This window comes from Micromonospora sp. NPDC048843 (assembly GCF_040649965.1).
GTDB classification, from domain to species: Bacteria; Actinomycetota; Actinomycetes; order Mycobacteriales; family Micromonosporaceae; genus Micromonospora; species Micromonospora hortensis.
In genome coordinates, this window is sequence record NZ_JBEZGJ010000029.1 from 1 (window position 1) to 17,583 (window position 17,583).

The 17,583-nt window shown below is 71.1% G+C and carries 15 protein-coding genes; 5 read left to right on the forward strand and 10 right to left on the reverse strand.

What is annotated here, in order from left to right; translation table 11 throughout:
* Positions 1-94: 94 nt before the first annotated feature.
* Together AB0C20_RS10005 and AB0C20_RS10010 are read right to left on the reverse strand one after the other, a co-directional pair.
* Complete coding sequence (locus AB0C20_RS10005; RefSeq protein ID WP_357185632.1) at positions 95-1,231, reverse strand: DUF1996 domain-containing protein; 1,137 nt, start codon at positions 1,229-1,231, stop codon at positions 95-97.
* A gap of 231 nt (positions 1,232-1,462) precedes the next feature.
* Entirely contained in the window at positions 1,463-1,999 is a 537-nt protein-coding gene (locus tag AB0C20_RS10010) for a hypothetical protein (protein ID WP_357185636.1), read from the reverse strand.
* A gap of 214 nt (positions 2,000-2,213) precedes the next feature.
* On the opposite strand from AB0C20_RS10010, the gene AB0C20_RS10015 reads away from it, so the two are divergent.
* From AB0C20_RS10015 to AB0C20_RS10025, 3 genes are all read left to right on the forward strand, one after another.
* On the forward strand, positions 2,214-3,464 hold the full coding sequence (locus AB0C20_RS10015; protein WP_357567737.1) for an Ig-like domain-containing protein: 1,251 nt from the start codon (positions 2,214-2,216) through the stop codon (positions 3,462-3,464).
* A gap of 58 nt (positions 3,465-3,522) precedes the next feature.
* On the forward strand, positions 3,523-3,975 hold the full coding sequence (locus AB0C20_RS10020; RefSeq protein WP_357185642.1) for a hypothetical protein: 453 nt from the start codon (positions 3,523-3,525) through the stop codon (positions 3,973-3,975).
* A gap of 111 nt (positions 3,976-4,086) precedes the next feature.
* Positions 4,087-4,470 carry a MerR family transcriptional regulator gene (locus tag AB0C20_RS10025; protein ID WP_357567738.1) on the forward strand — a complete coding sequence of 128 codons (384 nt, stop codon included), beginning with the start codon at positions 4,087-4,089 and terminating at the stop codon, positions 4,468-4,470.
* An 86-nt stretch (positions 4,471-4,556) separates the two neighbouring features.
* On the opposite strand, the gene AB0C20_RS10030 is transcribed toward AB0C20_RS10025, so the two are convergent.
* Positions 4,557-5,666: an ROK family protein gene (locus AB0C20_RS10030; protein ID WP_357567739.1), complete on the reverse strand. Its 1,110-nt coding sequence runs from the start codon at positions 5,664-5,666 to the stop codon at positions 4,557-4,559.
* A gap of 41 nt (positions 5,667-5,707) precedes the next feature.
* On the opposite strand from AB0C20_RS10030, the gene AB0C20_RS10035 reads away from it, so the two are divergent.
* Positions 5,708-6,928, forward strand: coding sequence for an MFS transporter (locus AB0C20_RS10035; protein ID WP_357185650.1), 1,221 nt, complete (start codon positions 5,708-5,710; stop codon positions 6,926-6,928).
* Between the two features lie 61 nt (positions 6,929-6,989).
* On the opposite strand, the gene AB0C20_RS10040 is transcribed toward AB0C20_RS10035, so the two are convergent.
* Together AB0C20_RS10040 and AB0C20_RS10045 are read right to left on the reverse strand one after the other, a co-directional pair.
* Positions 6,990-8,318 carry an alpha/beta fold hydrolase gene (locus tag AB0C20_RS10040; protein WP_357185653.1) on the reverse strand — a complete coding sequence of 443 codons (1,329 nt, stop codon included), beginning with the start codon at positions 8,316-8,318 and terminating at the stop codon, positions 6,990-6,992.
* Positions 8,319-8,404: 86 nt separating this feature from the next.
* Complete coding sequence (locus AB0C20_RS10045) at positions 8,405-9,781, reverse strand: serine hydrolase domain-containing protein (RefSeq protein ID WP_357185656.1); 1,377 nt, start codon at positions 9,779-9,781, stop codon at positions 8,405-8,407.
* Between the two features lie 236 nt (positions 9,782-10,017).
* Between AB0C20_RS10045 and AB0C20_RS10050 the strand changes: the two genes are divergently transcribed.
* Positions 10,018-11,394 carry an FAD-dependent oxidoreductase gene (locus AB0C20_RS10050; protein WP_357185659.1) on the forward strand — a complete coding sequence of 459 codons (1,377 nt, stop codon included), beginning with the start codon at positions 10,018-10,020 and terminating at the stop codon, positions 11,392-11,394.
* Between the two features lie 47 nt (positions 11,395-11,441).
* Here the strand turns inward: AB0C20_RS10050 and AB0C20_RS10055 are convergent, their stop codons facing one another.
* The 5 genes from AB0C20_RS10055 to AB0C20_RS10075 all read right to left on the reverse strand — a co-directional run bounded on the left by AB0C20_RS10055 (position 11,442) and on the right by AB0C20_RS10075 (position 17,577).
* The gene (locus AB0C20_RS10055; protein ID WP_357185662.1) at positions 11,442-11,918 is read right to left on the reverse strand and encodes a heme-degrading domain-containing protein; all 477 of its coding nucleotides are present in this window, start codon (positions 11,916-11,918) and stop codon (positions 11,442-11,444) included.
* Between the two features lie 47 nt (positions 11,919-11,965).
* A complete protein-coding gene (locus tag AB0C20_RS10060) occupies positions 11,966-13,426 on the reverse strand; it encodes an SDR family NAD(P)-dependent oxidoreductase (RefSeq protein WP_357185665.1) in 1,461 nt (486 codons plus the stop codon).
* A 131-nt stretch (positions 13,427-13,557) separates the two neighbouring features.
* Entirely contained in the window at positions 13,558-14,463 is a 906-nt protein-coding gene (locus AB0C20_RS10065; protein ID WP_357567740.1) for a siderophore-interacting protein, read from the reverse strand.
* A 25-nt stretch (positions 14,464-14,488) separates the two neighbouring features.
* The gene (locus tag AB0C20_RS10070; protein ID WP_357567748.1) at positions 14,489-16,588 is read right to left on the reverse strand and encodes an iron ABC transporter permease; all 2,100 of its coding nucleotides are present in this window, start codon (positions 16,586-16,588) and stop codon (positions 14,489-14,491) included.
* A gap of 5 nt (positions 16,589-16,593) precedes the next feature.
* Entirely contained in the window at positions 16,594-17,577 is a 984-nt protein-coding gene (locus tag AB0C20_RS10075) for an iron-siderophore ABC transporter substrate-binding protein (RefSeq protein ID WP_357567741.1), read from the reverse strand.
* Between the last annotated feature and the right edge of the window lie 6 nt (positions 17,578-17,583).

The following is a 17,583-nucleotide window of genomic DNA, read 5'->3' on the forward strand; positions in this document are numbered from 1 at the left end:
GACGCCGCGCACGCCGGTGACCAGTGATGTCACCAGCCTGCCCGGGGTGAGTCGGGTTTCGGGGTGACCGGCCGCCGCCGTCGTGCCGCGTGGACTAGAAGTTACCTGCCGAGTTGCACTTCACGCCCTGGTCGAGGCAGTTGCGCACCCGTGCGGCGAGCGCCTCGTCCTTCCACGCGTTGAAGAAGTCCGCGTGCATCGAGAACGAGGTGCCGGACGCGAGCGTGATGCCGTCCGTGTTCGCGCTCAACGGGTACGAGATCACGAAGGACACCGACGGAACGGGCACCGGGTGGCTCTTGGGGCAGGCCCCGGTGTGGTCCCCGTTGGCCATGTGCGCCTTGTGGTCGGGGCTGTCCAGGTGCTTGCCGTCCCAGCAGTCCGGGAAGGTGATCTGTCGGACGATGTTCGCGGTCTTGGCGCAGACCGGGAACGTCTTGTCGGCGCTGCGGCCGATCTCGCCGCCGATGCCGGCGCACCAGAAATGGTTGCCCTGCTTGTCGGGGGTGTCGACCTGGTTCTTGGCGTTACCGGTGATCATTCGCAGGCCGAACGGGAAGGGCTGGGTCTTGCTCGGGTCCTTCAGGCGGGAACCGTAGTAGACGGTCACCTCCTTCGGGTCCACGACCTTGCCGTTCTGGTACATCGTCGGCACCCAGTAGGCGGACTGGTCGTCCGGCGAGTTGCAGGTGGTCGCCTTGGACGCCCGCAGCGATTCGGCTGTCGAGTTGGCATCGGTCGACTTGTTGCCCCAGAACGTGTGGTTGTGCGAGCCGCCCACCAGCTTCGGCAGCACGATCGGGTCGTCGCTGTTGTGGTGGCTGGTCGTACAGCCGACGTTGAATTCGGGCACCTTGACGGGGTTGCCGGTCACCGGCTTGGGCTTACGCGCGAAGAACGCCTTCGTCGCGGCGGCCTGCGCGGCGGCGTCGATGGTGATCCAGCCTCCGGATGCGGTGGGCGGGGCGGCGCTGGTCGCCGGCGTTCCCGGCTTGCCCGGCGCGGACGGGGTGGCCGAGGTGCCCGGGGCGCTCGGCGTGGCCGACGGGTCGCCCGGCGTAGTGGCCGCCGGCGCGTCCGGGCCGGGCAAGCCGATGCCGGTGTCGCTGGACGGGCCGGACGCGCCGGGCGTGCCCGGCGCCTCCTTGCATCCGCCGGCGAGCGCCACGCTCAGCAGCAGCAGCGCGGTGACTGAACGGCGGCGTCGAGGGGTGGATCGGAGATTTATCAACGGGGGCGCACCTTTCTTCCGAGCACGAAGAATACGAGTCGGCCCCCTGCTCGTTTCCCACTGAAACGATTAATTCTCCCTTAAATAGCGCTCAGCGATTGCCTGGTCAGCTCTGCGGAGCCGCCGCGATGTCGACTCAATCTCAATTCTTTGATTTTCCTCTAAAAACCGTAATCGACGGCTGCGGCGGCACTCTGCTTCTCTGCTGGGTCCCCGCGACCGCCGTCCTGCTCAACACTTGTCCCGTGCCTTGCGCAGGAAGGTCTCCCGGGACACGACAGTCGTCGAGTCCTGTCCGCGCGGCGCCAGCACCTGGTCCGGGCCGATCCGTGGGAGGTCCGCGAGGGTGAAGTCCACCGGGATGGAGTCACGGCGGCTTGACCCCACGACGGTGTAGGTGACCCCGGGCCGGAATTCGGTGAGCGGCTCGACGTCCGGATCGATGCCCGCCTCGGCCGCTGGGGTACCGACAACGCCGGCGACCTCCCAGCCCTCCGGCGGCTGACCCAACAGGGTGACCTCCACGATCTCGCTCGCGGGCGGGCCGTCGATGCTCCACCTGATCAGGGTTCGTTTGCCCGGTTCACCCTGATGGTTGTTCTCGAATACCGCGAGGCGCGCAACCCTGTCCTCGCAGGTGACCAGGACGCCGACCGGCTGGCCGTCCTGGACGGCGAGGGCGAGGATCGGCTCATCCGGTGGGGTGCAGGCCGTCAGGAGAAGAAGGGGAAGCGGGAGCAGAATCCATTGACGTCGTCTTCCGCGCATGTCGGCCAGCATTCCACGGCGGCATCACGCTTCGATGCCCCGAGGATCACGAAAGGGAAGCGCAACCGACGGACCGGACCGCGTACCGCGTCCGAACGCTCCCACCTTCGTTGCGTGATTTCCGGAAACAGCACAGGGCGCCGTCGGCGCGGAGAGAATTGCCGCCACGGAGCACGCGGAAGCCGGGGGACGTTCGATGGGTTTACGAAGGCGTATGGCGCTCGTTGCGGTGACCGTCGCGGCGACACCGCTGGTCCTCGGTGGGTGCACCACCGAGCGAAAGGCCGCCGTGCGTCCCGCCGAGCAGGTGGTGCCCTCGCCCGAACTGACCCTCACGCCCGCCGATCTCTCCCGGGACGTGCCGCTCAGCGCCGAGGTGGCTCCGCTCGTCACGGGCGGGAAGATCACCGCCGTGCGCATCGTCGACGACACCGGCGCGCTGGTCCGGGCGGAGCCACGCGAGGACGGCTCGGCCTGGGTGCCGAGCGCTCCGTTGCGCCCGCAGCAGACCTACACCGTGGCGGTGACGGCCACCGGCGACTCCGGGCGGACGACCACCCGCACCACCACCTTCACCACCGCGGCGGCGTCGACGAAGCCGCAGGTCAGCAGCACCCTGTACTTCGCCGACAAGCAGACGTACGGCACCGCGATGCCGGTGACCATCGGTTTCGATCCGCCCATCGCCAGGGCGGCCCGCGCCGACGTGCAGCGTCGGCTGTTCGTCACCACGAACCCACCGCAGCCGGGTGCCTGGTCCTGGGTGGACGACGGCAGCCAGGTCTACTACCGGGCTCCCGACTTATGGCGGCCCGGCACGACCATCAGTGTCCGGGCTGGCCTGGCGGGGCTGCCGATCGGCAAGAACCACGTCGGTGACGCCGACCGCACCGCGACGTCCCGGATCGGACGGCAGGTGGCGCTCGAAGTCGACAACGCCACCAAGCAGATGCGCGTGCTGCGCGACGGCAAGCTGATCCGCAGGATCCCGGTCAGCCTGGGCAAGCGCAGTACCCCCACGTCCAGCGGCAAGATGGTGATCATGGAGAAGCACCAGTACACCACGTTCGACACGCGCGGCGAGCCGAACGGCGGCTACGTGGTGAACGTCGAGGACGCGCAACGGCTCACCTGGGGCGGCGAGTTCATCCACGGGGCACCCTGGTCGGTGTCGGATCAGGGACACCGCAACGTCTCGCACGGCTGCACGAACATCTCGGCGGCCAACGCCGACTGGTTGATGGGCGTCACCCGGGTCGGTGACCTGGTCACCTTCACCGGCACCGAGGTCCGGCTCCAGTCGGGCAACGGCTGGACGGCCTGGAACACCAGTTGGGGCCAGTTCGTCAAGGGCAGCGCGCTACCCGTACCCGCTGATCTGCGACCGGCCCCGGCGAAGGCGCCGCCCGCCCGTGCGGTCGCCGGTGACGTGACGACGCCGGGGCCGTCCGCCTCCGAAGGCTGAACCACCGGGCGCCCGGGCGGGCTCTCGCCGCTGGCCCGGCAGTCCTACCCTCCGGGTCATGACGTACGAGCCGATAATGGTTCCCGGCCCGAGGCCCAACCGGACGCTTCGTACGGTCCTGATCGTCGTCGGCGCCCTCCTGGCGTTGTGCTGCGTGGTTGGCACCTGCGTCGGCGTATGGCTCTACCGCTCGGTCAAGGACACCGTCGAACCGGTCCGGGCGGCGGCGACGGCCTACCTCGACGACGTGCAGGCGGGCAACTACGCGGGCGCGTACGGGCGGCTGTGCGACCGGGTGCGCGACACCATGCCGCAGGAGGACTTCGCCCGGATCCAGGGCGCGCAATTGAAGATCAGCAGTTACGAGATCACCGGCGTGAACGTCAACAACTACAACGGGCGGGTCACCGGGACCGTCCAGGTCGAGGCGGTCCAGGCGGCCACCGGTGCGAGGTTCACGCAGGGGGTGGCGCTGGTCAAGGAAGACGGCGACTGGCGGGTCTGCCAGTGAGTCACAGCGCCGTCGCCGCAGGGAAGTCGGTATGCGAGCTACGGTAAAACCTGACGTGCACGTGAGGGAGAAGGCTGTGTGGCTGGCGTCACCAGCCTGGGGGAGGGGTCCATGCGGATCGGGGAACTCGCCACGAAGACCGGGGTGTCGGTACGAGCCCTGCGCTACTACGAGGAGCAGGGCCTCCTTTCGGCCGCACGGAGCAATGGCGGCCAGCGCCACTACCTCGACGACGCGGTCGACCGGGTGTATCTGATCCAGATGCTGTACGCCGCCGGCCTGTCCAGCCGAACCATCCTGGATCTGCTGCCCTGTGTCGACGCGAAGGTCAACACACCGCAGTCGCGGGCCATGCTGCGCGCCGAACGCGACCGCATCGATCGGCAGATCACCCAACTCCGGCAGGCGCGCAAGCGGCTCGACGAGGTCATCGCGCTCAGCGAGAGCCCGGCCAGCGGTTGTACTCGAACGCACACCGACGCCGTGGTGGCGTAGCGACGCGGCGAGCCCCCGTCGCCGGCATCTGACCTCGCGGCGATCGGTGGCAGCTCAGCAGGGCGTCGCTCGGCGTGTCGAGCTGCTCAGCTGCCACCGATCAAGGAATGGGCCAGCTCCGGGATGCCGTAGTGCTGGTCGAGGACCTGCATGGCGGCGCCCGCGGCGATCACGTCCGCGCCGAGGGTGGACAGGGCCACAGTGGTGCTGAGCCAGTCCGCGCGCCGGGTGTCCGCCCCGACGGCCTCGGTGACCGCCGCGAGATAGGTCTGCGGGTGTCGGAGGAGGTCCGCGCCCGCCAGCACCACGTGGGCGAGGTCGAGGGTCTGGAGCAGGTTGACGACGCCGACGGCCAGCACGCGGGCGGCGTGGGCGATGTCGCCGGCCTCGGCGGCCCGGTGGTGCACGATCTCCAGGCACCCGTGCCGGCCGCAGACGCAGCGCGGCCCGGTCAGGTCGACGACCGTGTGGCCGAACTCGCCCGCGTTGGTGTGCGCCCCCCGGTGGGCCGCGCCGCCCAGCCAGAAGCCTCCGCCGATGCCGGACTCGACCATGATGAGGGCCGCGTCGCCGAACGTCGCGCCGTGCCGCCAGGCCTCCGCGGTGATCCCCGCGGTGACGTCCTTGTCCAGGTGGACGGGGAGGCCGAGGTGTTTCTCGGCGATCTCGCGCAGCGGTACGTCGTGCCAGTGCCGCAGGCCGTGGGCGTCCCGGACCAGGCCGTTGGCGTGGTCGAGTGGGCCGATCATGCCGATGCCCAGACCGGTGAGCCGGCCCCGCAGGTCGCCGGTGCCGGCCATCGTGTCGACGCCGGCGCTCAGGGCGTCGAGGAGCTGCTCCGGGGTGAAGTCGCGGGGCAGTGGCCTGACCGCCGAGTGGTGCACGGTGCCGGCCAGGTCGACCAGGACGAGCCGCAGCGTGCGTCGGGCCACGTGGGCGCCGATCGCGTACCGGCTGTCCGGGACGAGTTCGTAGACGACAGCGGGCTTGCCGATGCCCGGACGCCGGACGCCGGCGGGGCGGATCAGGCCGTCAGTGGTCAGCCGGGCGATGACCTTGGAGACCGCCTGTGGCGTCAGGCCGGTGGCCTGAACCACCGTCGAGCGCTCGAACGTGCGAGCAGTGCGCCCCACCGCCATGACCAGTGCCTGGTTGTAGCCGCGGAGGAAGGTGACATCGGCAGTGACGCGAGTCATCTCACCACCCTATTACGCAACGCTGTTGCTAAATTTTTTCGGTGATCGAGTTGAGTAGAGGTCGACGGTTGGCGGCGCTGGCCGCCCTGGCACTGGGCGGCGTCGCTGTCGGCCTTACCGAGTTCGTGGCGATGGGGCTGCTGCCCGACATCGCCCGTGGTCTGCTTCCGCACGAGTACGCGCAGTCGTCGTCGGACGCCGTCGCCCGAGCGGGCTGGATGATCACCGCCTACGCGCTCGGCGTGGTCGTCGGCGCGCCGCTGATCGCCGCGTTGAGCGCGCGCCTGCCCCGCAAGAAGCTCGTCCTCGGGCTGCTCGTGCTGTTCGCCGTCGGCACTGTCGCGTCCGCGCTCGCTCCCACCTTCGAGCTGGTGCTGGTGGCCCGGTTCGCGGCGGCGCTGCCGCACGGCGCGTACTTCGGTGCGGCCGGTCTGCTCGCGGCGACCCTGATGGGCCCCGGCAACGAGGCCCGTGGTTTCGCCACGGTGCTCGGCGGTCTGACAGTGAGCAACCTGGTTGGCGTTCCCCTCATCACGCGGCTCGGGCAGGCTGTCGACTGGCGGGTCGCGTACCTGGTCATCGCCGGCTTCTTCGTGCTCACCCTGCTGGCGGTGCTGGCGGTCGTTCCGGAGGTCGCCGCGGCGGTCGACGGCTCGCCGGCCGCCGAGTTGCGGGCGCTGCGGACCTCGCAGGTCTGGCTGGTCGCCGCGACCGGCGCGGTGGGTTTCGCCGGGTTCTTCGCGGTGAACACCTACATCGCTCCGGTCACCACCGACGTCACCGGCCTCTCCGCCGCGACGGTGCCGTGGACGTTGGTCGCTGTGGGCCTCGGCATGACCGTCGGCAACGCCCTGGGCGGCTGGCTGGCGGACCGCGACCTCCAGCGGAGCATGGTCATCGGCTTCGTGGCGATGATCGTGAGTATCGCCGTGTTCAGCCTCGTGGCGTCGACCCGCGTCGGCCTGTTCGTCGGCGCGTTCCTGGTCGGTGCGACCAGCCTGTATCTCGGTCCGGTCCTGCAGGCACGACTGATCACCGTCGCCCCGGGGGCACAACTGATGGGTGCGGCGGTCAACCAGTCGGCCATGAACATCGCGAACAGCCTGGGCGCCGCGCTCGGCAGCGTCGCCATCGCCGCCGGATTCGGCTACCTCGCGCCGGCCCGGGTGGGCGTCGTTCTGGCGGTGGTCGGGTTGATCCTGGGGCTGGTCAGCTTCGCCGTCGGGCGACGAGTGCGCGAGCGGGTCCCGGCCACCGTCTGACGAGTGCGGGGTCCCGGCCACCGTCTCGACCTGAGGTGGCCGGGCCGTCCGCGAGACGCGGTCAGAAGTCGTCCACGCTGACCGTCACCCGGTCGGTGCTCGATCTCCAGTTGGGCACGTTGATCACCTCGTGGCCGCCGCCGCGCTGGCCCACGGTGATCCGTACCAGGCCGAGGTGTGCCGGTGTCGCCGGGATGAAGACGTCCATGCCGGTGATGAAGGTCTGGCTGAAGAACTCCGGCAACGGGGCCGTCAGGTCGGTGACGCCGTCGCTGCCGTCGTCGAAGGCGAAGATGCCGATCGTCCGCTTGGCGCGGGGCGCGTTCGCCGCGTTCAGGACATCCCTGCCGTTGATCCACAGGTGGTCGCCGGCGTCGCCCTGGTCGCCCCACCACTCCTTCTGCCGTTGGATGGTGAGCGCCGTGTGCCGGTCGCTGGTCTCGACCAGGCCGCTGAGGCCCTCGCCCGGCTCGCTGGTCGCCAGGCGCACGAACGAATCCGAGCGGAGGAACGGCTGGAAGTAGAAGTGGTGCGTCGCGGCGCCCGGGCGCACGATGGCGAACTCGTAGCGGGCCGTGGCGAGCACCGGGAGGGGCCCGAACGAGCCGTCGCCGCCGAGCGACAGCCGGTGTGCGGGCCGGTGTGACAGTCGGCCGCCGGTCAGCGGGCTGACCAGGTAGACCTCGACTGTCGCACCGGTGACACCGACGTTGCTCGGAAAGAGCACGGCGCGGCCGGAGACCCGGGCGGTGCCGAAGAGTTGCGCAACGATCCGCGTCGTGTGGGGCGCGCGGCCCCGGAGGAAGCCGAAGATCTCGGTGAACGACTCCGCCGACGACACGGTCTGGGTGTGCGACTGGTTCGGCAGGTGCACGTTTGTCGCGCCGACGACGGTGCGGGCCGGGTCACCCTCGCCCCAGATGGCGAGGGTGGGCACACCACCCGGCGGGGAGGTCGCGGTGCGCCCGTCCAGGTTGACGTAGTGCGCGACCCGGCCGGCACGCTCCGGCGAGCTGTTGAGATAGCCCTGTGAGACGAAGGTGCCCAGCGAGTGCGCGACGAGGTCGACCCGGTCCGCGCCGGTGGCCGCCAGCAGGCGGGAGATCCGTGCGTCGAGTCCCGCGTAAACCTGGGGCAGGATCGTCGCGATGCTCGGGGAGTCGTACTCGTGGGCTTCGATGATGTCGATCGGGTACCCGTTGCTGGCCAGCCGTTTGGCCTGGGTCTCGAACTGCGCGGCCGATCCCGCGCTGCCGTGTACGAAGATCACTGGACGGTACGTCGGTGGGGCGGCGGCTTCGGCGGCGCGTGGAACGGCGACGGCGGACAGGCTGGCCGCGAGGGCGACCCCGGCCAGCACGGAGAGCAGGCTCCGGCGAGATGTGTGCATCGATCCTCCACCAGGACGGACGAAGTATTTGCACTACTAGCGCAAGTATCGTGTCAGGGTGGGGCGCGATGGTCCACACCCTCCGGTCAGTTGACCTTTGTGGCGAGCAGGTCGCCGACAGCGGCGCGGACCGGGTCGGGGTTCGACCAGCTCCAGTTGGGGTGCGCGCGGTTGGTGAGCAGCGCCAGGACGAGCTTGCGGTCGGGCGCGACCAGGAGCGAGGGGCCGGCGAATCCGGTGTGGCCGAAGGTCCGGGCGGAGGTGAGCTTCCCCATGAACCAGCTCTGGTTGAGCACGACGCCGAGGCCGTGCGCCGAGGTCCGGTTGGGGCGCTCGGGGTCGATGGCGGGTTTGCCGGCGTTGTGGTTGGTGAGCATCCGGCGCACCGTCGCCGCGGCGAGGATCCGCTCGCCCCGATGGGCCCCCTCGTTGAGGAGTAGCTGACCGATGGCCGCCAGATCGGTCGCGGAGGCGAAGATGCCGGCGTGACCGGCGATGCCACCGAGGTGGTTGGCGACGTCGTCGTGGACGACGCCACGGAGCAGTCCCCGGGACGAGCGGGCGTCGGTGGCGACCAGTCGGCTGGCCTTCGCGGCGGCCGACAGCCAGCTGTTCGGGTTGAAGCCGGTGTCGCGCAGGCCGAGCGGGTCGGTCAGGTTGGTCTTGAGCGCCTGGTCGAGCCGCTGGCCGGTGACCTTCTCGACGATCTTGCCGGCGACCATGAGCCCGACGCTGGAATAGCGGAACGTCTTGCCCGGCACGGCGCCGGAGACCAGCGGCGTGCCGAGCACGGCGTTCCAGCGGGCCGCATTGTCGGGCAGGCCGGTGACAGTGGCGCCGACCGGAAGGCCGCTGGTGTGGGTGAGCAGCATCTCGACCGTGACCCGCTCCTTGCCAGTGCCGGTGAAGGCGGGCAGGTAGTCGCGCACCGGAGCGCCGAGGTCGACACGGCCCTTGTCGACCTGCTGCAACAGCAGGATGGCCGTGTACACCTTCGTGACCGAGGCGAGGTCGAAGATGGAGTCCCGGCGCATCGCGACGCGCTGGTTCGCCGCGAGCAGCTTCGGGCCTGCCGAATAACGCAGCGCCTCACCGACAGCGCTGTGCACCGTCACCTTCCCGCCGACCAGGACGAGAGCGACAGCACCGGGAAAACCCTTGTGTTGCAGGGTCTGTGAGGTCGCGGGCAGGTGTCGCCGGAGCAGGGCGGTCACGTCCTGCGCGTAGGGAGCCTGACGGACTGGTGGGTTGCCGCCGACCGGTGCGTCCGGTGCCCGCAGCGGCGGCCCTGCGTCTCCCGCCGGGCCAAATCCGGCCCGGCTGCCGGGGGCGCCCTTCCCGGTCGCCGCGTCGCCAGGGCCGGCCGAACCGGAGTTCGGCGCGCCGGTGGCACCGCAAGCGGTGAGGGCGGAGGTCGCGGCGGCCAGGCCGGCCCCGAGCAGAGTTCGGCGTGCAACGGGCATGCCGGAGATCGTGACAGCCGGCCAGAGGACGCGCCACCTGACCCGTCCGAATGTCGGACCCGTCCGGCCCATCGGTCAACAGGTGGTCATCTGGCGGACACAGTGGGTTGCCGTTCAGGTGGTTGTGCGACGATCGGCGGGCAAAACGTCGAACGACCGTCCACCGGTCTGTCCGCGCACGGTCGCGGACAGTGACCGGGGAGGGCACACACCCCGTTACCCCCTTGGAGAGCACGATGTCCCTCTCCCCGTCCCGGGTCTTCGCAGAGCTGAATGCGGCTCGACCCCCTGACCAGCCGGCCCCGACCATGGGCACGGCCGTCGTGGTCGGCGGCAGTGTCGCCGGCCTACTGGCCGCCCGGGTGCTGTCCGACCACGCCGACACCGTCCTCATCATCGACCGGGACGACCCGCAGGTGACCGGCGCGCGGCCCGGCGTACCCCAGGGGACGCAGCTGCACGCGCTGCTGCCCGGCGGCCTCTTCCAGTTGGAGCGGCTGTTTCCCGGATTCCGCGACGAGGCACTGGCACGCGGAGCGGTCGAGGCGCCGCCCGCGGCCCGGCGCAACTACCTCGACGGGCGTCCGAAGGTCGTCGTTCCCGACGACGCCGACAGTCTGGCGGGCAGTCGGCCGCTGCTGGAGGGCCTGATCCGCCAGCAGGTGCTCCGACTGCCCAACGTCAAGACGATCACCGCCCGCGCCACCGGCCTCGTGTTCGAGGGCACCGCTGTCACCGGGGTCCACTGCGAGGTCGGTGGGGTGCCCGGTGTCGAACGCGCTGACCTCGTGGTGGACGCCATGGGACGGTCCAGCCGACTCTCGGACTGGCTGGAGCAGGCCGACTGGGACCGGCCCGTCACCCGGCGGATGACAGTGCACCTCAACTACGCGACAGCCCTGTTCCGCCGCCCGGAGGTCACCCCGGCCTCGACTGTCGTCCTGGCCCTGAACACGCCGAGGACGGCGATGGACGTGGCCGGGGCCGCGTTCTTCGCCATCGAGGACGGCCGGTGGATGGCCATGATGGCCGGTTACGGCAACGACCGTCCGGGGCGTACCGCTGACGACTTCGTCCGACGCCTGCGCGAGCAGTTCCCACCGGAGTTCGCCGAGGTCGCCGACCAGGAGATGATCGGCGACGTCCAGACCTACCACCATGCCGACAGTCGACGACGGGACTTCCACGCGCTCAAGCGGTTCCCGGCCGGCCTGATCAGCGTCGGTGACGCCGTCGCGTCGTTCAACCCGGTGTACGGGCAGGGCATGACGGCGGCGGCCCTGCACGCGGCCTGCCTGTCGACGTACCTTCGGTCCAATCCGGACCTGCGGGTGCCCGCGCGCCACTACCTCGCGCTCCAGAAGGTCGTGGTGGACGCCGCCTGGTCGCTCTCCACCTCGGCGGACCTGGCGTTGCCCCACGTCGACGGCCCCTACCCGCGCGGCTACCGCTTCTCCCGCTGGGCCAGCAGCCAGGTCATCGCCGCGACCATCACGGACGTGGCGACCGCGCGGCGGTTCAACGACGTCGTCTCCATGCGCGAACACCCGCACTCGCTGGCCCGCCCCGGCGTGCTCCTGGGCGCCCTGCGCGCCAACCGGCGCGCCCGCTGAGCGATTGACCCGGCGGCCTCCTCGCAGGCGAGGCCGCCGGGAACGCACTAGCGGGGGAGCTTGCGCAGGATGTCGACCACGAAACGGTGGTCGTCCAGCTGCGGCAGCCCGGAGACACCGACCCAGCCCACCACACCGGTGCCGCGTACGCGCAGGGGTACTGCGCCCCCGGCTGCCGCGTACCGCGAGGCTGGCAGGCCGAACCGCTCGGCCAACGTCACCTGCTTGTCCTGGCACAGCCGGGCCATGTAGAGCGAGGAGTGCTCGAACCGCATCACCACTCGCCCCTTGCGGCGCAGCCACGCGTCGTTGTCCGCCGTCGACCCGGGCAGGCCACAGTGGAACAGCTGCCGTCCGGCCCGCCATACGCCCACCGAGACCGGCAGCCGCTGCTCGGTCGCGGCGGTGACGGCGAGAATCCCCAGCTCGTACGCGTCGGTCTCGGACAGGCCCGCGAGTTCCAGCTCGTCCTCCTCGCGCAGCAGCTCGTCCAGCGTCGGCCACGATTCACGGTCAGCTGACATGTTCTTCTCCTTCTTGGTGCGGGCGATCATCCTCGTCGTGCGGGCGATCACCAGGCGCAGGGCGCGTAGTCCTTCAGGAAACAGCCGTACAGATCCTCGCCCTGCTCGCCGCGGACGATCGGGTCGTACACCCGGGCCGCGCCGTCGACCAGGTCCAGTGGGGCGTGGAAGCCCTCGTCGGCCAGCCGCATCTTCGTCGGGTGGGGGCGTTCGTCGGTGATCCAGCCGGTGTCGACGCTGGTCATCAGGATGCCGTCGGTCAACATCTCCTCGGCGCTGGTGCGGGTCAGCATGTTCAGCGCAGCCTTGGCCATGTTGGTGTGCGGGTGCCCCGGCCCCTTGTAACCGCGGCCGAACTGGCCCTCCATCGCCGACACGTTCACCACGTACTTGCGGCGCGCCGACGCGGCGGCCATCACCGGACGCAACCGGCTGACCAGCACGAATGGTGCGGTGACGTTGCACAGCTGCACTTCGAGCAACTCGACCGGGTCCACCTCCTGGACCCGCTGGACCCAGCTGTTCACCGAGTCGAGGTCGGGCACGAGCCCGCCAGCGTCGATGGCGGTGGACGCCGCGATCCGTTCCGGCGAGGCCGAGCCACTGGTCAGCGCCAACGCGGTGAGCGCGTGCGGGGTGAGCGCCGTCGACTGTGGCCCGGCGGTCAGGCTGCCCACCGGGCCGCCCTGCCCGTCGGGCTTGGCGAACGTGATCAGCTCCGGCAGCGGGCCGTCCGGCAGGGCCGCAGCCTCGGCGGCGATGAGCTGCGCGTACGCCCCGGGGGACCGGCGGACGGTCTGCGCCGCGTTGTTGATCAGGATGTCGAGGGGGCCCTGGCTGCTGACGTCGTCAGCGAGGGCGATCACCTGGGCGGGGTCGCGCAGGTCGATCCCGACGATCCGCAGCCGGTGCAGCCAGTCCGCGCTGTCGGGCATCGCGGCGAAGCGGCGGACCGCGTCGTGCGGGAACCGGGTCGTCACCGTCGTGTGCGCGCCGTCGCGCAGCAGCCGCAGCGCGATGTACATGCCGATCTTGGCCCGGCCGCCGGTGAGCAGCGCACGCCGGCCCGTCAAGTCGGTGCGGGCGTCGCGGCGCTCCCGGTTCAGCGCGGCGCAGGACGGGCAGAGTTGGTGGTAGAAGGCGTCCACCTCGCGGTAGCGCTGCTTGCAGACGTAGCAGCCGCGCGGATTGTGCAGGAAGCCGGCCGTCTCGCCCGGGACGGAGGACGCGAGCGGAATGCCCTGCGTCTCGTCGTCGATCCGCCCCGGAGCGCCGGTGGCGGTGGCTTCCGTCACCGCCCGGTCGGCGGCGAGGATGGCGTCCCGCCGCTCCTCCCGCCGCCGCTGCTTGATCACCTTGTAGAGCCGGGCGGTGGCCCGCTGCACCTGCACCACGTCGGGATGGTCGGAGGGCAGCGCCTCCAACGCCTCGAAGACGCTGAGGCAGGCCTCCAGCCGGCTTCGGTCAATACCCTCTTGACCGTTTTCGGTAATGTTGTCCACCGTCATGCGTCGTTGTCTCGTCCCGTATCCCGTGCCGGCTCCAGCCGACCCGCCCCAAGTCCGACCCGAAACGGTACGCGCCTCACGGCCTCCGACGCACCTCGCGGCCGTCCGGCGTGGTGCGCCTCGCGGCGCTGTCAGTCGGCGTCGACGTGACCGAGACGCCAGTAGCCCATGAAGGCCACCGCCCGCCGGTCCAGGCCCCGCTCGGCGACGAGGTGCCGGCGCAGGTTACGGATGACACCGGCCTCCCCGGCCAGCCACGCGTAGAGCGGCGCCGAGGCCACCTGTTCGGGCACCTCCCACAGGATCTCGGTGTCCACGTCGACGTCCGCAACGGGTTGGGCGGCCGTCGACGCGCCGGGGGTCAGCAGTTCCCCGGCCGCCGCGACGACGGCGGGCACCAGCCGGCTGCCGTACCCGTCGGCGCCCCGGGCCAGCCAGCGGACCTCGACGCCAGGCGGCGCTACCAGCGGCAACACGTCGGCGGCGTCGGGCACCTCCAGCACGACAGTGCCCCGGGCGTCGAGCGGGAGCCGCTCGCAGATGCTGCTGATCGCCGGCACCGCTGTCTCATCCCCGGCCAGCAGCACGGTGCCGCCGGTCGCCTGTCGAAACTCGACCCCGCCGTGGTTGCCGTCGAAGCCGGCGTCCGGCCCGACCAGGGCGATCTCGTCGCCGACGCTGGCCCGCCGAGCCCAGCGCGTCGCCGGGCCACTGTCGCCGTGCAGCACCATGTCGACGTCGACCTCGGCCAGGTGCGGCCGAACCGCCCGCACCGTGTAGGTGCGGATCGGGTTGCGCAGGTGCTCGGGCAGGGCCCGCCACGTCGCGTACCAGTCCGCGCCGTCCGGCAGGGTCGCCCGGTCCTGACCGGGCAGCGGCAGAGCCAGCTTGATCCGCTGGTCGTAGCCGTTGTCGGCGAAGCGGTCCAGGTTCACCCCGGTGAAGGTCACCCGGGTGAAGGACGGGCTCAGGCGGCGCACCGCCCTGACGGTGACGGCGAACACGCGCCACGGGGCGATGGGCAGGGTCTCGGTCATGGTGCCTCTCTCGACTCGGGCGGCTCTACCGGGTGGTGCTCGCCACGGCGCGGGAGCGCCACAGCAGCCAGACGAAGTACGGGGTGCCGATCATGGCGGTGACCAGGCCGGCGGGGATCTGGGCCGGCGCGATGACCGTCCGACCGAAGGTGTCGGCGATGCTGACCAGCGCCGCGCCGAGCAGGGCGGCCACCGGGAGCACCCGGGAGTGCCGGCCGCCGACGAGCGCCCGCGCGGCGTGCGGGGCGACCAGACCGACGAAACCGATGACCCCGACGGCCGAGACGGCGGTGGAGGTGAGCAGCGCCGCCGCGCCGAGCGCGACCAACCGGGTGCGTTCCAGCCGGACGCCGAGCACGCGGGGGGTGTCGTCGTCCAGCGCCATCAGGTCGAGCTCCCGGCGGGCGGCGACCACGGCCGGTGTGAGCACCAGCAGGGCGATCAGGACCGGCAGCACCTGGGTGGGCATCCGACCGTAGGTGGAGCCGGACAGCCAGGTCAACGCCTTCCCGGTGTTCCACGGGTCGAAGGCCACGACCAGGTAGGTGATGACCGCCATGCCGCCCTGCCAGGCCCCGAAACCGATCAGCACCAGTCGGTCGGAGCTCAGTCCGCCGCGCCAGGCCAGGCCGTAGACAAGGGCGAACGCCAGCATCGCGCCGAGACCGGCAACGCCGGAGACGGCCCACACCCCGGCCAGCGGCACGAAGGTGAGCAGGGAGACCGCGCCGAGCCCGGCGCCGGCGGTGATGCCGAGGATGCCGGGTTCGGCCAGCGGATTGCGGCAGACCGCCTGCACCGTGGTGCCGGCGACAGCGAGCGCCGCGCCGGCCAGGACCGCCGCGGCGACGCGCGGCCACCGCTGGTCCAGCACAAAGGTGTACGCGGGCCCGGTGGTGCCGTCGACCCAGTTGACCACGTCACCGAGCAGCACCCAGGTGTCACCGGCGAGCATGCCGACCGCCACTGCGCAGACGGTCAGGGCGGCGGTGACGGCGACGACGCCGCGGTGGAAGGCCGCGGAGCGGACGGCCGCGTGCCCGCCGGGCGGACGACGGGTGGGGCCGGCGTCGCGGTGCCGGCGGGCCAGCCAGATGAGGATCGCCGCGCCGAACAGTGTGGTGACCACGCCGGTGGGGATGTCGACACCGGCCTGCCCGCCCATCACGGCCCGCAGCAGCACGTCGGAGCCGAGCACGATGATGACCCCGGCGATGCCGGACAACGGCAGCAGGACGCGGTGCCGGTGCACCCCCGGCACCACGGGGGCGAGCAGCCTGACGATCACCGGTGCGCACAGGCCGACGAAGCCGACCGGGCCGGTGAGGGTGACTGCCGCGGCGGAGAGCAGCACGGCCAGCACCATGACGGTGAGCCGGGTGCGCCGCACGTCGAGGCCGAGCACTGTGGCGGTGTCGTCGCCGAGGGCGAGGATGTCGAGGCGGTGCCCGAGCAGCACGAGCACGATGGCGGCGCCGACGATCACCGGAGCGAGTTGGGTCAGCGCGGTCAGGTCGCTCTGCACCAGCGAGCCGTTCCCCCAGGCGAACAGCCCGATGGTGGCCTGCTCGAACAGGAGCAGCAGCAGTGTGGTCACCGACCCGAGCGCCAACGCGGTCGCCGAGCCGGCGAGGATCAGCCGGGTGGTGCCGGCCTGCCCACCGGAGGACATCGCCATCACCAGGCCGGCGGCGGCCAGCCCGCCGCAGAAGGCGAGGCCGCCGGCGGGCAGCGCGGGCAGCGAGACGCCGAATGCGGCGACGGCCACGATCGCCAGGTGGGCGCCCGCGTTGACAGCGAGTGTGTCGGGGGAGGCGAGCGGGTTGCGGGCGATCGACTGCAACGCCGCCCCGGCGAATCCGAGCGCCACGCCGATGGCGAGCCCGGCGAGCAGCCGGGGCAGCCGGGACGCGATCAGGACGCGGGCCGCCTCGTCGTCGGCGCCGGTCGCGAGCCGCAGGAGGTCGAGGGCGCCGACGTTCGAGGTGCCCTGGGTGAGGTGCACCGCGCCGACCACGAGCAGCAGCAGGATCGCGGCGACGAAGACGACGGCGATGCGGGGCATGGTCGGGCGTCCGCCCGGAGCCGGCCGGGTGGCCGGCTCCGGGCGTGGGGGCGCGTTCAGCACGCTCACACCGTGTACGTCTTGACGAGTTCGTCGATGTACTGCTTGCCGGAGAGCGGGCCGCCGAAGGTCCAGATACCGTTGGGCATCTTGTGCAGGTTGCCCTTCTGCACGAAGGGCAGCGACTTCCAGATGGCGTTGCCGGCGAGACCGTCGGCGAACACGTCGTCGCCGTCGGAGGCGTTGTAGAAGAGGTGCATGTTCGGGTCCTTGAGGACCGTCATGCCCTCGACGTCGGTCTGGCCCAGGCCCCACACGTCATCGGTCTTGCCGGTCCAGGCGTTGGTGAGGCCGAGTTGGATGCCGATCTGGGAGACCAGCGCGCCAGTGCCGAACATCCGGATGCTGACGGTGCTGCCCTCCTTCCAGCCGTCGGCGATGGCGAACGGTCGGCCGGCGGCACCGGCGTCGGCGATCTTCTTCTTGCCGTCGGCGATGGCCGCGTCGAAGTCGGTGAGCAGCTTCTCCGCCTCGGTGGTCTTGCCGACCGCCTTCGCGATCATGTTGAGGTCGGTGCGCATCCGGCCGAGGTTGTCGGTGGCGTCACTGCCCTTGGCGACCACCACGGGCACGAACTTCTCCAGCTGAGTGACGATGTTGGCGCCCCGGTCGTCCTCCATCACGACGAGGTCGGGCTGGAGGGCGACGATCGCGTCGACGCTGGGCTCCCCGCGGACCCCGACGTCCTTGACGCCGGGATCGAGCTTCGCGGAGGTGACCCAGGTGCCGTAGCCCTTGGGGTCGGCGACGCCGACGGGCATGACGCCCAGGCTGACCAGCAGCTCGACCTCGCCCCACTCAAGCCCGACGACCTTGGTCGCCGGCGCCTTGAGGGTGATCTCCTTGCCCCGGCTGTCGGTGACGGTGACCGGGCCGCCGGACGCCGAGGCGGAGGTGTCGGGGGCCGCGGCGTTCTCGGTGGTGCCGCAGGCGCCGAGCGTCAGCGCGGCCACGACGGCGATGAGGGCGGTGAAACGGGTACGGGTCATGACGGT